General features: G+C 62.3%; 17 protein-coding genes and 1 pseudogene. 12 read left to right on the top strand and 6 right to left on the bottom strand.

Going from position 1 to position 17826, the window contains the following annotated elements; all coding sequences use genetic code 11:
* Window positions 1–24 precede the first annotated feature (24 nt).
* Genes RBH26_RS00160 through RBH26_RS00150 form a run of 3 tightly spaced genes read left to right on the top strand, consistent with a single transcriptional unit; the run spans window position 25 to window position 3285 of the window.
* Entirely contained in the window at window positions 25–774 is a 750-nt protein-coding gene (locus RBH26_RS00160; RefSeq protein ID WP_306755781.1) for an ABC transporter ATP-binding protein, read from the top strand.
* Complete coding sequence (locus RBH26_RS00155; RefSeq protein WP_306755779.1) at window positions 764–2035, top strand: FtsX-like permease family protein; 1272 nt, start codon at window positions 764–766, stop codon at window positions 2033–2035. Before RBH26_RS00160 ends, RBH26_RS00155 begins: the two co-directional genes overlap by 11 nt.
* Window positions 2032–3285, top strand: coding sequence for an ABC transporter permease (locus RBH26_RS00150; protein WP_306755778.1), 1254 nt, complete (start codon window positions 2032–2034; stop codon window positions 3283–3285). The genes RBH26_RS00155 and RBH26_RS00150 overlap by 4 nt, the downstream gene beginning before the upstream one ends.
* A gap of 9 nt (window positions 3286–3294) precedes the next feature.
* Here RBH26_RS00150 and RBH26_RS00145 read toward each other — a convergent pair whose 3' ends face one another.
* Window positions 3295–3960 (bottom strand): METTL5 family protein, encoded by a 666-nt coding sequence (locus RBH26_RS00145; RefSeq protein WP_306755777.1) that lies wholly within the window; start codon window positions 3958–3960, stop codon window positions 3295–3297.
* A gap of 337 nt (window positions 3961–4297) precedes the next feature.
* Between RBH26_RS00145 and RBH26_RS00140 the strand changes: the two genes are divergently transcribed.
* Window positions 4298–4465, top strand: coding sequence for a zf-TFIIB domain-containing protein (locus tag RBH26_RS00140; protein ID WP_306755776.1), 168 nt, complete (start codon window positions 4298–4300; stop codon window positions 4463–4465).
* Window positions 4466–4548: 83 nt separating this feature from the next.
* Here the strand turns inward: RBH26_RS00140 and RBH26_RS00135 are convergent, their stop codons facing one another.
* The gene (locus RBH26_RS00135; protein WP_306755775.1) at window positions 4549–5595 is read right to left on the bottom strand and encodes a hypothetical protein; all 1047 of its coding nucleotides are present in this window, start codon (window positions 5593–5595) and stop codon (window positions 4549–4551) included.
* A gap of 97 nt (window positions 5596–5692) precedes the next feature.
* Window positions 5693–6598 (bottom strand): permease, encoded by a 906-nt coding sequence (locus RBH26_RS00130; RefSeq protein ID WP_306755774.1) that lies wholly within the window; start codon window positions 6596–6598, stop codon window positions 5693–5695.
* 178 nt (window positions 6599–6776) lie between these two features.
* On the opposite strand from RBH26_RS00130, the gene dph2 reads away from it, so the two are divergent.
* Window positions 6777–7826, top strand: coding sequence for a diphthamide biosynthesis enzyme Dph2 (gene dph2 / locus RBH26_RS00125; protein ID WP_306755773.1), 1050 nt, complete (start codon window positions 6777–6779; stop codon window positions 7824–7826).
* A 109-nt stretch (window positions 7827–7935) separates the two neighbouring features.
* Here the strand turns inward: dph2 and RBH26_RS00120 are convergent, their stop codons facing one another.
* On the bottom strand, window positions 7936–8862 hold the full coding sequence (locus tag RBH26_RS00120; protein WP_306755771.1) for a superoxide dismutase: 927 nt from the start codon (window positions 8860–8862) through the stop codon (window positions 7936–7938).
* Window positions 8863–9192: 330 nt separating this feature from the next.
* Between RBH26_RS00120 and RBH26_RS00115 the strand changes: the two genes are divergently transcribed.
* The 4 genes from RBH26_RS00115 to RBH26_RS00100 all read left to right on the top strand — a co-directional run bounded on the left by RBH26_RS00115 (window position 9193) and on the right by RBH26_RS00100 (window position 13956).
* A complete protein-coding gene (locus RBH26_RS00115; protein WP_306755770.1) occupies window positions 9193–10023 on the top strand; it encodes a hypothetical protein in 831 nt (276 codons plus the stop codon).
* A 342-nt stretch (window positions 10024–10365) separates the two neighbouring features.
* Entirely contained in the window at window positions 10366–11199 is an 834-nt protein-coding gene (locus RBH26_RS00110) for an MBL fold metallo-hydrolase (protein ID WP_306755769.1), read from the top strand.
* Between the two features lie 98 nt (window positions 11200–11297).
* Window positions 11298–12941: an AAA family ATPase gene (locus RBH26_RS00105; RefSeq protein WP_306755767.1), complete on the top strand. Its 1644-nt coding sequence runs from the start codon at window positions 11298–11300 to the stop codon at window positions 12939–12941.
* Between the two features lie 88 nt (window positions 12942–13029).
* Complete coding sequence (locus RBH26_RS00100) at window positions 13030–13956, top strand: hypothetical protein (protein ID WP_306755766.1); 927 nt, start codon at window positions 13030–13032, stop codon at window positions 13954–13956.
* A gap of 247 nt (window positions 13957–14203) precedes the next feature.
* Here the strand turns inward: RBH26_RS00100 and RBH26_RS00095 are convergent, their stop codons facing one another.
* A complete protein-coding gene (locus tag RBH26_RS00095) occupies window positions 14204–15250 on the bottom strand; it encodes a tyrosine-type recombinase/integrase (protein WP_306755765.1) in 1047 nt (348 codons plus the stop codon).
* Entirely contained in the window at window positions 15240–15632 is a 393-nt protein-coding gene (locus RBH26_RS00090) for a DUF5805 domain-containing protein (protein ID WP_306755763.1), read from the bottom strand. Before RBH26_RS00090 ends, RBH26_RS00095 begins: the two co-directional genes overlap by 11 nt.
* Before the next feature lie 414 nt (window positions 15633–16046).
* On the opposite strand from RBH26_RS00090, the gene RBH26_RS00085 reads away from it, so the two are divergent.
* The 3 genes and pseudogenes from RBH26_RS00085 to RBH26_RS00075 all read left to right on the top strand — a co-directional run bounded on the left by RBH26_RS00085 (window position 16047) and on the right by RBH26_RS00075 (window position 17819).
* Complete coding sequence (locus RBH26_RS00085; RefSeq protein WP_306755762.1) at window positions 16047–17141, top strand: hypothetical protein; 1095 nt, start codon at window positions 16047–16049, stop codon at window positions 17139–17141.
* A gap of 118 nt (window positions 17142–17259) precedes the next feature.
* Window positions 17260–17434, top strand: a pseudogene (locus tag RBH26_RS00080) (IS607 family transposase); the annotation flags it as partial.
* Window positions 17435–17609: 175 nt separating this feature from the next.
* On the top strand, window positions 17610–17819 hold the full coding sequence (locus RBH26_RS00075; RefSeq protein WP_306755761.1) for a hypothetical protein: 210 nt from the start codon (window positions 17610–17612) through the stop codon (window positions 17817–17819).
* Window positions 17820–17826: the final 7 nt, after the last annotated feature.

Raw genomic sequence — 17826 nt, 5'->3', positions numbered from 1 at the left:
TTCGACCGAGTTGAGACCGGACCGATGAGTTCCCATCCACTGCGACGAACGACCGCCCGGGACGGCCAGACGAGTACCGACGGCGAACCACGGACGGCCGTTCGACTCACGGACGTCACCCACGAGTACGGCTCGAGCGGCCGTCACGATCGAACGGTGACGGCGCTTCGTGACGTCTCCATCGACGTTCGCATGGGCGAGATCGTTGGCCTCGAGGGGCCGAGCGGGAGCGGCAAGTCGACGATCCTCCATGCAGTCAGCGGGCTGTTGGTGCCGACCGAGGGGATGATCGAACTGCTCGATACGGACCTCACCGATCGCTCGGATCGGGAACGAACGCGCCTGCGGCGGCGCCACGTCGGGATCGTCTTCCAGCGGTTTCATCTGTTGCCGTCGCTGTCCGCGCGAGCGAACGTCGCCCTGCCGCTCGTCCAGGCCGGCGTCTCCAGATCGACGCGTCGCGAGCGGGCCGAATCGCTGCTCGAGCAGGTCGGGCTCGGCGATCGTATCGGCCATCTGCCGGGCGAACTCAGCGGCGGGGAACGCCAGCGTGTCGCGATCGCGCGGGCGCTCGTGACCGATCCGGACGTCATCGTCGCCGACGAACCGACCGGCGAACTCGACACGGCGACCGGCGCGGACGTCCTCGAGTTGCTGACCGACGTCGGCCGCGAGCGGGCCATGGTGGTCGCGTCACACGACGAGTCGACGCTCGCCGTCGCCGACCGCGTGGTGACGCTTCGCGACGGACGGGTGGTCGACGATGGGGGATAACGGTGACGAGCCATCAGAACGGCGCCGGAGCCGCTGGCGCGGCCTCGTCGGCATCTCGATCGTCCGGCTCTGGAGACGGGCCACGGGGACCCAGTCACGACGCCTCGCGGCGACGGTCGGTGCCGTTGCGCTGACGATCGCCCTGCTTGTCGTCGTGACGGGGGTCGCACTGGGGCTTGCCGACGGCGGCGTCGTCGACGACCACGACGCCGACGTTCGGATCGCCCCCGAAGACAGTACCTCACTGTCAGCCGTCGACGACGTCGAGGAGCCGCGACTCGGCGCGAGCCACGAGCGCACGGCGGAGATCCGCGACGCAGACGGCGTCGATCACGCCTCGCCGACCCTCGTCGAGCTAGTCGAACTCGAGGCCGACGACGGAGACGGCTCGGAACGGGTTCTGCTCGTCGGCGTCGTCCCTGACGACGAGTCGCGGACCGTCGGCGGGCTCCCGACGGACAGCCTCGAGACCGGCGATTCACACTACGCCGACGGGAGCTACGACGGCCCCCGACGGGGAGAGCTGGTTCTCTCGACGGCTGCTGCGGACCGGCTCGACGCCGAACCCGGCGACGAACTCGCTCCGACGGGGCCGACGATCCCGGAGGACGATCCGGTGCCGGCGACGACCGTGACCGCTGTCGAGGACGCCGGCGACGGTGCAGACGAGACGCCCATCGCGCTCGTTCATCTGAGCGAGCTCCAGACCCTCTCGGGAGCCGACGACGGCGAACTGGCCGACCAGGTGCTGGTGTGGGGTGAGACCGAGACGGCGGAGTCGGCTGCCGACGAGGCGTACCCCGCGGCGTCGGTCGAGTCGATCGACCGAACCAACCCGTCGTCGCTGTTCGATGACGGTCTGGCGTTTGCGACGAGTCTGCTCGCATTGCTCGTTGGCGTGGTCGTCTGTACCTCCTTCGTCGCGACGACCGCAGGAATGACCGTCAACGAGGACCGGCGGACGCTCGCCGTTCTCGAGTCGGTCGGCTATCCCACACACAGTCGGCTCACGATCATCGCGGTCTCGACGCTGTTGACGACGCTCGTGGGCGCCCTCGTCGGCGTCGTCCTCGGCGTCGGCGGCATCTACACAGTCAACGCGGTCGCGAGCGCGACCGTCGCGACGGGGGCCGTCGCAGCCGTCCACCCGGTGTTCGTCCCGTACGCTGTCGCCGTCGCGCTCGTCTCGGGAGTGGTCGCGACGCCCTATCCGCTGGTCGTCGCGGCTCGTACGTCCGTCCTCGAGGAGGTGGGTCGATGATCGCTGGACTGTGGCGCTGGGGTGTCAGACTGCGGGCCGTCGTCGGGCTTGCACTCGCTCAACTCCGGCGCACGCCGGGCCGGACCGTCCTGACCATACTCGCGGTGGCGCTTGCGGTACTGTCTGTGACGCTACTCGCGAGTCTCGGCGTCGGCGTCGTCGAGACCGGCGAGGACGGCCTCGAGAACGCCGGACGAGACATCTGGGTCTCGGGCGATCCGAGCGATCCCGTAGCCGGCGACACCGAGAATCCGATCGTCGGTTCACACGGCATCTCGGCCGAAATGACCGAACGCGACGACGTCAGTTCCGCCTCACCGATCGCGATACACGACGTGTACGTCACTACCGAGGACGGCGACCCCGAGCGGACGTCGGCCGTCGGCGTCCACGAGACCCACGACGAGTTCGGCTTCGAGGCCGGGAGCGGCTTCGAGACCGAACTGAACTACTCGAGCGACAACTACTCCGTCGCCGATCGGCCGACCGAACCGACGGAACAGGAGATCGTCCTCGAGCCCGAGACGGCCGAGACGCTCGACGTCTCGGTCGGGGATACGGTCACCGTCGGGGCCAGCCGCGAGACGGTCGACGACCACGAGTTCACCGTCGTCGGTATCGCGTCGTACTACTCGCAGTTCCTGGGGACGAACGTGGAGACGGTTCCGCTGACCGACCTGCAGGCAGTCGCCGGAACGACCGGAACCGATCGGGCGACGTTCATCACGGCGAGTGTCGAGGACGACGCCGACACCGACGCCGTCGCCACACAGTTAGACGAGGAGTACGCGGCCTACGACGTTCGGCCCAGCGACGAGCAGGTCGGCGCGATGGTCGAAGAGCGGCCGCTCGTACTGGCAAGCGGTGCGACGCTGATCGGCCTCGCCCTCATCGGCGGGGTCGTGCTGACCGTCAACCTGTTCGCGCTCGTGGCCTACCAGCAGCGGGACGAACTCGCCGCGCTCCGGGCGATCGGCCTCTCGCGATGGGTCCTCGCGGGTACCATCGGTGTCCAGGGGTTGCTCATCGGACTGGTCGGCGGACTCGTCGGACTCGCCGCGACGCCGCTGCTGACGGCGGCGCTTAACTACGTCGCGGTGACGGTCGTCGGCTTCGAGTCGCTGTTGAAAACGCCGGTCGAGATCTATCTCGTCGGCTTCGCGCTGGCGCTGGTCGTCGGGACGGTCGTCGCGGTCCTTACCGGCTGGCGGGCCGGCCGATACGCACGCCTCGATCGATTCGAGGCCTGATACGGACCGCTATCCGTCAGTTCCGACGCGGTCGTCGGACCACTCGATCCGGAACACTTCCGCCTCGAGTGTCCGCTGTGCGTCGGTGTGAAACTCGAAGCGCTTCGCGATCGGAAACTCCGCCCGGAACGCGTGTGTCACGTCGGCGCCGGCGTCGGCCGCGAACGACTCGACGAACTCCTGGCTTCCCTCGTTGTGGATCGTATAGGAGACGTCCGCGACCTCCCGGACGGTCTCGAGAAACGCACGGTCGGCGTGGCGGTTGCCCCGCTGGGCGCCAAACGGTGGGTTCGAGAGCACCGTCACGGCCGCGTCGTCGGGCGTCGAAAACGGCGGCCGGGTGACGTCGCCCTGGACCCACTCGAGGACGCCGCGGCCGCCCGCCTCGTCGATGCGTGCGGCGTTGGCTCGAGCCAGTTCGAGGGCGTCGGCGTCGATATCGATCCCCACGACGCGGTCGGCGCCGGCCAGCGAGGCCGCGATGGCAAACATCCCGGTGCCAGTACCGAGGTCGACGACCCACCCCTCGAGGTCGGCCTGCAGGCGGGCCTGGTGACAGATGTGGGCGGCGATCTCCGGCGGCGTGAGGTACTGCTCGAGTTCGGGCGACGGATCGGCGAAGTCCTCGAGCGTCTCCAGCGCTCGGGCCAGCGTGCGACGCGACGGACCGGACATAGGGCCGGATTCGGTACCGAGGCCCATATACTGTTGGAAAGAACTAGTGGCGTCCCCAGCCTGCAGTGATGGGTACAACCGATAGCGGTCGGCTGTGTGTACGCATCACTCGACGCTGGGGACGGTACTAGTGTGAGAATTCGCCGCTTCCGTCCGGCGAGTTCGCTTCAGCAACTGCTGTCCGACAGTGTAGCTCCCACGAGTTCGGGTTCGAACGGACGCTCTGGGTCCGTCGGCTCGCGGTCGCGTACACTCCTCTCGCCGAGCGGCGACCCGATCCCCCGTTCCGTGATATTTTCAGGTAGAGTTAAGGAGAATCCGTATAAGAGAGTCGAGTATGGAGTGTCCACGGTGCCAGGGCGAACTCGAGGAGCTCTCGCTTGGCGACGTCTCGACGATCGCCTGTCCGCACTGTGGATTCGCGGACGTCCCCGTCGAACACGTCCGTGAATCCGAACAGCCGGAGTCCTGGCGGGAGGCGTTCAACCGGTTTTACGAACAGTAATCGGGTCGTGGACCTGAAAGGGGAAGACGAGTTCGGGACGCTATTGTACGGAGACGTGAGCGCAGAAGAGAGCGCGAAGCGAGTTACTCGGCTTCGGCTTCCGGTTCTCGTTCCCGTTCCGGTTCGGCGCCCGATTCGCTGTCGTGGTCGACGTCTTCGTCGGAGCGGGCGGCGACGAGGCCACCGCGGGCGACGCTGTAAAGCGGCTCGTTGGCGTGGCTGACGCTGCTGATCGAGAACGGGATGTTGGCGTCCTCGAGATGGTCGCGGAACAGCGCCTCGAAGCCGTCCGGACTCGAGGTACCGCCGGTGACGACGACGGGGACGTCCAGGCCTTCCTCGACGTCCTCTTCGTCGACTTCCTTGACGATGTTCTCGATGACGTAGTCGAGCAGGTTCTCGTAGTAGATCGACAGCGCACCCTCGACGCCGCCGACGTCGGTCGTGAAGTCGAGTTCGAAGTCGTCTTCCTTGATCGAGGTGACCTTGTCGACCGGCGTACCGGTCGCCCGGGCGGCCTGTTCGTCGACCCAGTCGCCACCGCGGGCGACGGAGAACTTCATGACCGGCACCGCGTAGTAGGCCAGACAGACGTTCGTCATCCCGGCACCGAAGGAGATACCGAGACCGGTGAAGTTGTTGTCGGCGAGTTCACTATAGATGACCGACATCCCCTCGTTGATGGGCTCTGCGTCGTAACCCATGTCATTGAGGAAGGACTCGATCGTCTTCTGGTGGTACAGCGTCGAGAGCTCCGAGTCGATCGGATCGGCGGGCGTCGAGAAGTAGAGCTTCTCGTCGGGGTAGGCGGGCTCGCCGACGACCTGTTCGATGATGAGTTTCATCATCGGGATCGCGCTCTTCTCGTCGTTCGAGAGGATCCCGTGTTTCATCGGTCGACGGGTCTCCTTGTTGAAGATGTTCGCGAAGTTGAGTGCGTCGTCGCCGACGACGTACACCTTGTCCCCTTTGCGGATATGGAGGACCTCGCTTCGCGAGAGCATCTGCTCTGCCATGTCAGAGTACTCGATCTCTACGAAGGAGTTACGCTGCTGCACGAACACCGTGTCGTTCCCATCCTGTTGTGCTGACAGGATGTTCATCGTTCCAACGTCTAGGCCTTTCGCCATAGTTGGGGAAGGCGACCGACGGACTATAAATCTATATGAAATTCCTACACCTCAACTAATAGACTTTATGAAAATTTTAACGGGACGCAAGGAGTGATTACTCCCGTCGGAAGAGCCGACGGAACCGGTCTAACAGCCCCGATAGCCCCGACTCGTCGTCATCGGCCGTCTCCTGCTCTTCGGCGCGCTGTTTTTCGCGCAGTTCTTTCAGTTTCGCCGTCTGATCGTCGACCGTCGATTTCGAGGTCGTTTTCTTCGTTTCCTCGCCTTTCAGACCCTTGAGACCGGCGACCTGTGCGTCGACACCCGACGAGCGCGTCGTCTTCGTTCCTGCCGCGGCGTCGATCGATACCTCGTCGAACTCGTCCTCCGAGAACCGCAACTGTGTGTGCTCGGTCTTTTCGACGCCACCCCAAGAGAGTTCGACGTCCTCCATCGCCTCGTCGATGTCCGCACGGACGTCGGCGTCGGAGAGGTCATCGTCGTCCTCCTCGTCCTCGTCGTCGACCTCGACGGTCTCGACGCGTCTGGCCATGTCGAGATAGTGAGCGATCAGGGCTGCACCCGTCGAAGCCGTGATCCCGGCGAGGCCGACCGCATAGACCGCGACGACCTCCGTCGTGTAATCGGCACCGTACCCGTTCCAGTCGTCGGGGTAGGCATAGAGGAACCCGACGACGGCTGCAGCCGTAATGACGACGCCTGCGACCGACGTATACAGGACCCGACGCTCGGCGGGTAACAGAACGACGATCCCGAGCATGAGAAGTGGGAGTGCGATCATCACGATCGCGTACGCGGGTTCGGCCCACGTTACGTGGGCCGCGCTGCGGGCCTCGAACGTGCTGCTCCAGAGGAAAAGCACCAACGCGACGATCGCGAGGCCGATGCCGCCGAGAAACAGACCGAACCCGACGTAGACGTCGGTTCGATCCTCCGGCTCGCCGATATACCGACGGTAGAGGTCGAAAAGATACCCGTCTGCGGGCTGTTCCGCTGCCATTGGCACCCCCTTTATACTCCAGTACTATGACTGTTGGGTCAAGTTACCAGTCGGAAATAACGTCAGTCACTGCAGCCGACAGGCGCGAGGCGAGTCGAACACGGCTGGGGTGACAGACAGCGACACCGGGTCTCGAGACAGCGTGCAGTATATACGTCCGTGGTCGCTAGAGCGGCCAATGAGTCAGGAGCCGGAGTACACCGAGGGGGACCTCCGCAACACCGGAATGCAGCTGAAACACGATCGCGAATGGGACTACGAACTCGAGCGGATCGTCGACGCGATCGACGAGCGCGACGCGACGAAAGTCGGGCTGCAGTTCCCCGAGGGGCTCAAGCGACGGGGGCCGTCGGTCGCCGACGATCTGCGGGAGCTCACCGGCGACGACGTCACCATCATGCTCTCGGGGCAGCCGTGTTACGGCGCCTGTGACCTCGACACCTATCTGATGAAACGCACCGACGTGTTCGTCCACTTCGGCCACTCGCCGATGAAGAACACGGACAAGGTGATTTACGTACCCCTGTTCTCGAATGTCGAGGTCGAGCCGATCATCGAGGAGGCGCTCGACACCTTAGAGCCTCCCGAGGAGACCGAAGACGTCGGGCTGGTCACCACCGCCCAGCACATGAACCGCTACGAGGAGATGGCCGCGTTCTTAGAGGAGCGAGGCTACGAGGTCCACAGCCGACGCGGCGACGAGCGTCTGACCCACGAGGGCCAGGTGCTGGGTTGTAACTACGCGAGCGCGGACGTACCCGCCGATCAGGTGCTGTACGTCGGCGGCGGGAAGTTCCACCCGCTTGGCCTGGCGATGGAGTACCCCGACAAACACGTCGTCATCGCCGACCCCGTCAACAACGTCGTCACCGTCGCTGACACCGAGAAGTTCATGAAACAGCGCTACGGCGCCGTCCACCGCGCGATGGACGCCGAAAAGTGGGGCGTCATCTTCTGTACCAAGATCGGGCAGGGTCGCTGGGAAGTCGCCCAGGACATCCTAGACGACAACGACGACGCCTACCTCATCACGATGGACGAGGTGACACCCGACCGACTGCGCAACTTCGATATGGACGCCTTCGTCAACACCGGCTGTCCACGGATCACTACCGACGACGGACCACAGTTCCACAAGCCGATGCTTACCCCCGGCGAGTACGAGATTGCCGTCGGTAACAAGCCACTCGAGGAGCTCTCTTTCGACACCTTCCACGGGACCTGGTAGTCGGATTCGACGACTCGGGGCGAAGACTCGGGGCGAAGACTCGAGCGACCCAGACGGCTCGCTCGAGGCGTGATACGTGTTGTTGTCATATGACCTACGGCAAACCGTATCAGTTCTGTTCTGGGCCCATCGGACCGCCGTCGCCTTCGGGTCCCATCGGACCATCGCCCGGGCCACCGTTCCCTGGTTCGCCGTTCGGTCCGGGCTCACCGGGCTCGCCAGGCTCTCCAGGCGGCTCGTCGGCCTCCGGTTCGTCTTCGTCCGGATCGGCCGGTGTTTCGTCCTCGAGGTCGGGCGCGTCGACGTCGGTCAGCAGTTCGTACCGTCGTTCGACGTCCGCCCAGTCGACGACGTTCCACCACTCGTCGACGTACGCTCCGCGGTCGTTCTCGTACTGCAGATAGTAGGCGTGTTCCCAGACGTCGAGCGTGAGGATCGGGATCGCCCGCTGGTGGGCCAGCTCGTTTTGGCCCTCGACCTGCCCGATCACGAGCGCGTCCGCGAGCGGTTCGTAGAACACCATCGCCCAGCCGTCGCCCTCGACGTTGTTCGCGGTCGCGGTGAACTCGGCCTGAAAGTCGGCAAACGAGCCGAAGTTCTCGTCGATCGCGGTCGCGAGGGTGCCTTCGGGCTCGCCCCCGCCATCGGGACTCATGTTCTCCCAGAAGATCGTGTGATTGACGTGCCCCGAGAGATTGAAGGAGAAGTCGCGTTTGGCAGCTCGGACGTCGTCGAACTCTCCGGCGTCGCGCATCGCCTCGAACTCCTCGAGTGCGTCGTTGGCGCCGTCGACGTACGCCTGGTGGTGTTCGGTGTGGTGTAACTCCATGATGCGCTCGTCGATGTGGGGCTCGAGCGCGTCGTACTCGTAGGGAAGTTCGGGCAGTTGATAGCGAGGCTGGCCGTTCTCTGTGCCGTCCTGGGCCACGGCCGCGGTCGTTCCGGCCGCACCTAAGAGCGCGATACCGGCCGCACCGCCGACCGTCTGGAGGACGCTCCGTCGTCGAACCCCCGTCTCGGATCGATCGTCTGACATACGTGAGGTTTTGCCACCGTACAACCGCGTTAACGTTGGCCCAGCGATCGAAGGCAAATAGCACGGATATCTCGGATGTCGGTCGTGAGCCACCACGATGACCACTCGTGTGGGCCGATGTCCGTTAAGTGACACCAACCGAGAACCGTTCAACAGCCACGAAATACAGTAGATATCGAAATACGTTCGGTTCGGTTCGAAATATGTCGTTACTATCCGAAGGAGTATATTCTATTACTGAATACATTCAACGAATAATGGGTAATAACGGGATGAAGCCAAATGTGTTTGGGCGAGCCCTTTAGCCCGAACGGCACAGACGAGTAGTCGATGAGTAATCCAGACGTCAGCGACCGATCGGCCGCCTCCCGAGACGACCTCTTCGACGTCCTTGCGACCCGCGACCGACGCGAACTTCTCCGCATCGTCCGCAACCAAACGCCAGCCGGCATCGGGAAAGCAGATCTCGCACTCGAGTTGGCCGCGGTAATCGACGATAAACCGGCCGCTGCGGTCACCGAGGACGACCGCCGGCGCGTGCTCGTCGACTGCCACCACCGAGTGCTGCCGGCGCTTTTCGAAGCCGGACTGCTCACGGAGACCGACGACGATCGAGTCGTGACGACCGATCACTGGGCCTTCGACGACGACGAACTCATGGCCGTCGTCGACGGCCGATCGGACACGTCCGAGACCGACCTCGACGCCCTCTTCGAGGGACTTTCCGACTCCCGGCGGCGAACGGTCCTGACCGTCCTCGCAAACGAGTCCGAGCCGATCACGACCGAATCGCTCGCTCGAGCCGTCACTGCTTGCGAGGACGGCGTCACCGAACGGAACGTCGGCGAGGACCGTATCCTCGAGGTTCGGACCGCGCTCGTCCACGTCCACCTCCCGCTGCTGGACGACGCCGGGCTCGTCGGCTACGACGCCGAAACCGGCAGCGTCTCCGTCGTGGACCATCCGCTGTTGTGCGTCGAGTGGCTCGAGGACGAAGCGGACGCCGACGTCGACGACGATCGGTTCGTCCCATCCGACGACGATTCGGTTTCGGGCGCCTCGAGCGACGAGAGTGATGCCGAAGCCAGGGAGCGGCTTCAGGGCCGAGTCATCGTTTCACCGACCGCTCAGTCGCGTCGTCCGGTGGCCGAAGACGACTAATACGGACTGCTGTCCCGATCACCCGCCGATCGCCGACGCTCTCCTGGCGATCGGCGGGACGTGACGACAGGAGACCGTATGAGAGACTGTCGGACACCAGTCAGCACGACGGTCGTCGGTACGCCGAGAGACCGGTACTGGGTTCCGTACGGCGGTCACGACGACGAGAGTCCCCGGGTGTTAGCTACCGAACGTCTGGACACTCGATCGGCACGTTCACTGGATTACTCGTTCTGCCCGCGTCGATGTCGGCCGATTCGAGTCCGATACTCGACGCGGACTCGAGTCGATCGGACGACGGAGACAACAACACTTACGCAGTCGCTCCTCCCACGCTCACGTATGGTTCACAGCGACTGGGAAGACTGGCTCGTTCGCGACGTCGAAGACGCCTCGCCCGAGGGGGTAGCGGTCTGGTATCTCGGCTGTAACGGCTTCGTCCTCAAGGGCTCGGACGGGACGACGATCTACATCGATCCGTACCTCGGCCTGGGTGATCCGCCACGGACCGTCCGGATGATCCCCGTCCCCTTCGATCCCGAGGACGTCACCGACGCCGACGCCGTCCTCGCGACCCACGAACACACCGACCACGTCCACGACGAGAGTCAGGCCCCGATCCTCGAGTCCACGGGTGCGACCTTCTATGCCCCCGACGACAGCCTCGCCGTGGCTCGCGAGGAGGAAGCGTGGACCGACAGCTGGGAGGTAGACGACGAACAGTTCGCCGAAGTGAGCGAGGGTGACGTCGTCGAGATCGGTGAGTTCACGGTCCACGTCGAGGCAGCGAACGACCCCGACGCGACCCATCCAGTGAGCTACGTCTTCGAACACGACGCCGGTACCTTCTTCCACGGCGGCGACACGAAGCCAAGCGACGAGTTCGAACGCATCGGCGACGAGTACGACATCGATCTCGGCGTTCTCGCGTTCGGAACCGTCGGCCAAATTCCGGACAAGGAGACCCGTGAGCCAAAACGCACACGCTGGTACAACGACGAGAATCAGATCGTCGAGGCCGCGTCGGCACTCGGCCTCGAGCGACTCCTGCCGAGCCACTGGGACATGTGGAAGGGGCTGACGTCGGATCCGAAAGTCCTCCACCACCACGCCAAGAGCTTCGCGTATCCGCGACGACTGGAACTCGTCGAGATCGGCGACCGGGTCGACCTGTAACCGTTTCGGGCTCGAGCGGCGCTCTTACGGTGGTTCGTCTTTATTATATCTGATACTGTCCGTATCATTTATAGTAATGGTGTGGCAACGTTGGCCTCATGAGTAATACCGCCGACACGGACGACGTTGTCGAGGTCAGTGCTGACGGGTTGAGCGTCCGAAAGACGTTCGCGGCGGACGAGTTTCCCGTACCTGCGATCCGGTTCGAGATCGAATCGGATCGCGACGAGCAGGTGACGTTTCGACTCTCCGAGGAGATTCCCGAATCGTTCCCGATGGATAAGGTCGGGTTCCATCCCGACTACCACAGCGACGACTGGACGGCATTCCAGGACAATCACGTGGAGTTTACCGGTACGCTCGAGCCCGACGAGCGGCTCATGACGGTGTATGGAATCCGTATCGACGACGAAGACGACGCCGACCAGTTCCTGACCGAACCCGAACTCGTCGAGGTCAATGCTGAGGACGACGGCGGTTCCGGGGCCGAAGCGATCGACGACGACGTCATCGGGAGCATTCTCTCCGAAGACCGCAATCAGCCGGTCAAGGACATGATCGCCGGCGAGTCCGACAGCGTTCCCGGACTCGAGGACGACGCGGCCGCAGACGACGATACCGGGGCCGACGACGAGAGCGAGACCGACGCGGACGACGAAGCGGGGCTCGATCTCGACCTCGGTGACGTCGACCCCGAGCCCGAACCGGTCGACGACGAGGACGAATCGGACACGGACGACACGCCGGATATCGATCTCGGCTTCGAGGAGGAGGAGATCCCGGATCCGGACGACGCCGAGACAGACGACGAAACTGATGGGGGCGACGTCGATATCGATCTCGAGACTGACGACGATACCGAAGCTGACGAAACAGAGGCCGACGACGGTCCCGAGATCGAGCTCGATCTCGACGATTCTACCGAGTCCGACGAGGCGGAAGTCGAAGACGACTCTCCCGAATCGGACGAGGCCGACCCACTCACCGACGACGAGTCGGAAGACGCCCTCGAGAACGACGACGCCGACACTGACGATGGGTCCGCGGAGACCGACGGCGAGGACGAATCGACCGACGACGTTGATACGGACGACAGCGAGGACGCGGATATCGACGAGAACGAAGACGAAAGCGAGGACGAGGCCACCGTCGACGACACGGACAGTGGAACCGACGAGGAGGCTGTCACGGACGAGACGCCTCCCGTCTCCGTAGACTCCTTCGACGGCTCTGTCGTCGACCAGTTCCTGACGGAGCTCCGCGAGGAGGAATTCGACGACGACGATCTCGAGGTTCTCCGAACCGAACTCGACCTCGAGCCGGCGGGCCCGGACATCGCGAAAGTCGAACACCTCCAGTCCCGCGTCGAGGAGGTCGCGGCCTACGCCGACGCCCTCGAGGAGTTCCTCGCCGACAACGGTACTGGCAAGCAACTCATCGAGGATCTCAAAAGCGACCTCGAGGCCCTCGAATCGGATGTCGACGCGATCGACGAGCGCGTCGGTGACACTGAAGATCGACTCGACGAGTCCGACGACCGATTCGACGACCTCGAGGATGAGCTCTCCGATCTCGAAGCCGACGTCGAGGATCTCGAGGACGACACTGACGCCATCGCAGACTCGGTCGACGACCTTGAGGACGACCTCGAAGACGTCGAAGACGAGTTAGAAGACGTCCGCGCCGACGTGACGGAGATCCAGGACTGGCGCGATCAGCTCGGATCGATGTTCTCGAACTGACGCCGCTACGGACCGGACTGGCGAACTCACGAATCGTCTCGCTCCGGAAACGCAACTCGTTTATCCGTCGCCGGCAGAGAACGGGTCGATGGGCGAGACGATTCCGATCGCAGTTCCACGAAAGGGGCGACCGCTCGAGTCGGTGCTCGATCGACTCGCGGGTCGACTCGGCGTGTCGGAACTGGCGGACGACATCACCTCGACGCTTCGTCACGAGAAAGCACTTACGAAGGGAACGGTCGATTCCGCCGAGGAGCACGTCTACCATCGTCTCGCCGACTACAGCACCGTCGACGACCCGACCGAACCGGAGTATACCCTGTTGCGCGACGACCGTGCCGGCAAACCCCGACGGATCGTCTTCGACAGTGTCACGATTCCGCTCGAGGACGTCCCTGGCGTCCCCGACGACGCGGCGATCCAACTGGTCGGCCGCGAAGAGCCGTTTCGGGCGCTCCGAACCCACGAATTCGCGCTCGGATTCGACAGCGCCGATCTCGTACTAGAGGAGGTCGTCGAACTCCGTCCGGAGCCACTCGACCGAATCGCCGACATCAACGCCCGGATCGATCCCGCTGACACCGACGTCCGCGTGATCACCGGCCTCGGCGATACCGTCTACCACACGTTGATGGCGACCCCCGAGGTCGCACCATCGTCGAGATCGATCGATCGGACGTTTCTCGAGTCCTACGAGGGGCCGCTGTGTATCGAACCGCGGTACGAACGGCTCGTCCAGGCCGTCCTCGGAACCCGGACACTCGAGGGCGTTCACTTCGAGTATCCCGACGACGGTCGCGAAGAGGAAGCCGCGATCGCCGACACCGGGCTGGGCGTCTACCTGACGGTGACCGGCTCGACGGCACGCGAACACGGGCTCCTGCTGGGCGAGCAACTGTTCCCGAGCGAAACCGTTCTACTCGAGAGCACGCCGGAAGTCAGCGACACGACCGCAGCCGTTCGCTCGCTGTTGAACGGCGCCGATCTCGAGACTGAACTGGCAGTCGAAGGGTAACGCGGTTTTCCACACGCTCGTTTTGATCGGCATGCTCGCCGAGGTTTGGACGTCCTACTACTATAGCGACGGCTACGCCTTCTAACGCGGAACACCTCGCATAGCGATTCGTCCCTGAGACTGATTTTGATATAGCAATATAGGATTTACTAGACTGGTTTCGGACGTTTTGATTGGGTATTAGAGTAGTAAATATCAGTAGTGATTGCGATGACGGCGGCAATTTTCGGCGTTTCGACCGCGCCTGCTATGCGGTGATCGAATAGATGTGCTCGAGGTAGGTCTGGCGCACTCGATCGCCCCAGTTGTGGGTGTAGGTATCGATCACATCCCCGGCTACGTCGCCCCGGAGGTACTGGACGATACCCCGATCGCCCGTTCGGTCCCGGAGGTGCGTCGTGAAGAAGTGCCGGAAGTAGTGGGGCGTGACGTTCTCGGTCGTGCCGCCGCCCGTGCGATACCAACCGCGGTCGCGAGCGTGCTTCTCGACGATATAGCGGACGTCCGACGGCTCTAAGCGCTCTCCCCACGCGTCTCGTGTGTCCAAAAAGAGTGGCCGGGCCGACGAAACCGCGTCGGGACGGATCGCCAGCCACTCGAGGAGCACCCGCCGGAGTTCGTCGTCGACGGGGACGACGGTGTCGCGCTTGCGCTTGTTCGAGGCCGTCCGTTCCTCGCCGTTGGCCGTCGTGCCGCGGGCCAGCGCAGACGAGACGAACAGCGACGACGAACGCCGATCGAGTTCGACACGTGGCGTCCACTCGAGGTCGACGGCGTCCGTTTCGAGGTGTAGATCCCGGCAATCGAGATTACAGAGTTCCCCGACGCGCATCCCCGTCTTCAGTAGCGTGACGACGACGGCCCGCTCGAGGGGGTGGGCGATCGTGGCGACGAACTCGCGCATCTCCGGGACCGAGATGTCTCGCCGCGTCGGGTCGGTGTCGATCGACTCCGACAGCTCCTCCATGACCAGCGCCATCGGGTTGTCGTCGAAGACCCCGACGCGGGTCATATAATCGTAAAAGCGGTTGAGATAGGAGGCGTAGGTCGCGATCGTGCTCGATTCGAACTCGCCCCGCAGGGAGTGAATCCAGGCCATACACTCCCGGCGGCCGGCCTCTCGGGGCCGGCCGATGTCGAACCGCTCGGTGACAAACGCCTCGAACTGCCGGAGGACCCGCTCGTAGGCCTCGAGGGTGCGCTCGCTTTTGCCGTGGTAGCGCTGGTCGTCGAGGAAGTAAGCGATCGGGTCAGTGACGTCTTCGGGAGCTTCAGCTCCGGGTTCAGTCGCCATCCCGATCACCGACCAGGGTGTAGCCGCCGTGGCGGCCGCTGTATCGAATCCGGTTGTCCGCCTGCAGCTCCTCGAGGGCGTCGTCGAGTCGTGATTCGATGTCGTCGCTGACCGCCTCGAGGAGTTCGTCCCACGAATACGTGTCAGACTCGAGTAACTCGAGGACCCGTGTTTCGAGGCCGTTACCCCCAGGGTCAGAGCCCTCGGAATCGGGTTCCTCGTCACGGGGTTCGAACCCCTTCCGCCCGGCCTGGACCATCGTCCGAACGAACTCACTCTGGCTCATGTCGAGTTCGTCGGCGTGGTCTTGCCACGCTTTTTTCTGATAGGCTGGAACATACGTCTTGACATATTTCTTCTCTGTATCAGCCGGATCGCTCATACATCATCTATCAAAGCCAGTGATTATCAATCTATCCGACTTTCTAAGATAAAGGCCCTTATCATAGACTGCCGGCCCAATATCGATTGGAGAGCTGGCCTATAGTTTGAGATTAAACTGCTAATAGGCCTACAGATTTAGATATACTTCTGTGGCTTGCCGGCCCACAATTCAAGATATAATATGGGTAGCTGACGCCACCCCGGCCACGTCGTCACGAGACCGACCATGTGAGAAGAGCATCTGATGTATCTCCGTGAGGATCTGATCGACTGATATCGAATACCTCAGCACTGTGTCGACCCCTCGAGTCAACAATCCTATCGAATTCGAGTGTACTCCGAGGGGTGTTGTGGATACGTAACTATTATCATATGCTGATATTTAAACACTTTTAGTATTATACAGTAGTGTATGAACGAGACGAGTAGCGAACAAGCGTCTTCACACTGTCCACAGTGTGATTTCAACCAGTTAGCGGCACTGTATCAACTCAACGTGGAGGCAAAGCGATACGCCGAATCCGCTAAAGACGCATACACTGCAGGGCTCAAAGCAAACGCCCGCGTTTACAGTCTCAGGAAAAAAGCACTCTATCGGCTGAAACGAGTAATTCTTGAAAATCTAGTTCAAGGTGGTTGTGTTGATGCTGTTCGTACCCACGAAATTGACGGAAAGGCGTATTACTGTCTCTACGTGGGCGAGTTTTCTTTCCATACGCCGACGGACGAGTGGGATGAACCGCCACTAAATGCACCCACATCACCCTCAAAATCACTTGATGCCTTCGACACAGACCCCGATAACCGCACAGACTGCCTCTCTGAGAGGGAAGCACTGAAACAACTCTCTGAGGTGTTTGAAACGCCAAATAATCACCTCGAAACACCTTTCGTAGACCGTGAATATGGATCGGAGTTTGCCGGCTGGTCGTACCTTCCCGGTGCTATCGAAGAAGGCGATGAAGTTGACGAGCGATTCAAGCACGAACGTCTGCAGTCTGATTTCCTGTTTAACGTAGGTGATACGTTTCAGACGAATGAGGGAGAGTGTGAGATTTTCAAACGATATCATGCATGGCTGACGCCATACCTGGATCGCTCACCGATACTGCAACGAGAAGCGTACGATGTTCGGCTTGATGGAGAAGAAAAAGAAACTATCGGACAGAGACAGATCATCGATGATTGGTGGGTGTTGGCAGAACGTATCGATGATCCTGTTCCGAACGTAGACGGAAAACTCAGTGAGTTAGCTCGAGGGCATATTGAAAAGTTGGTTGACGATCCGATTGACTTCGAGATCGGGGACATCATCGAATTAGAACCGAGACAAGATCGTGGAGATCCGATCTACTGTCGATTAACTGAGGCACACGTCTCGGGTACCCTCCTCATAGGCCAATATGAGCCTGTGCCGCCGAGTGATGAAGCACCGTTGGGGTTGTCTATCCACGAAATTGCAGATGATGTGGTTGCGGTCCACGATGAACCGCCAACAAAGGAATGATACTGACGGACAGCAGTCAGTGAGACGCCGGCCGCGAACTCGCGGCCGTCCCGCGGGTGACGGCCACGAGTTCGCGACCAGTCCTCGAGTAGTTCTGTCCGATAGTATGACTATCAAAATGCCACGCTCATACTCTGTTGGCGAGTTTGCCGACGAACGTGGTGTGTACGTCAAACGGTCAAACGGTGGTGTCGAGAGGACGAGAGCTCATACTCGGACACTGGGCGGCTATCGTCGCGTCTCCCACCGTGAACTCTGCCGGTGATGTTCACCCCACAGACCGTGTTGCACTATCGAACGCTCGTTCAGCACTCATATATCACATGTCGCTATATACAATGCGGCGTGTAGAACATCACTTTTTCCGGGCTACGTCGACACGTCGTTGACGACAGGGCTGAAACGCGAGGGCGTCTGCCGCGATCTTCTCCGACGTGACAGGATCTTCGAGACGTTCTCGAGACCGACATGGACGAGTCGGTCGTTCTCGGCGTCGAATCCGAGAGTACACTGGTCCGGGAGACCATCGAGGCGTACCGCGACGTGCTCGCTGAGGAGACTCGAGCCGAACAGGTCGTCACCGACACGCGCGGAATGGACGCGACGAACGAGTGGTCTCTCGGTGATACATCAGTGCTCGTCGGCGTCCGTCGTCTTCGCCAGGCGCAAACGACCTAAGCACCAT

It is taken from the genome of Natronolimnohabitans sp. A-GB9, assembly GCF_030848565.1.
Taxonomy (GTDB): domain Archaea; phylum Halobacteriota; class Halobacteria; order Halobacteriales; family Natrialbaceae; genus Natronolimnohabitans.
Note: the sequence above shows the minus strand (reverse complement) of the source record. Positions and strands in the feature narration are given on the sequence as shown.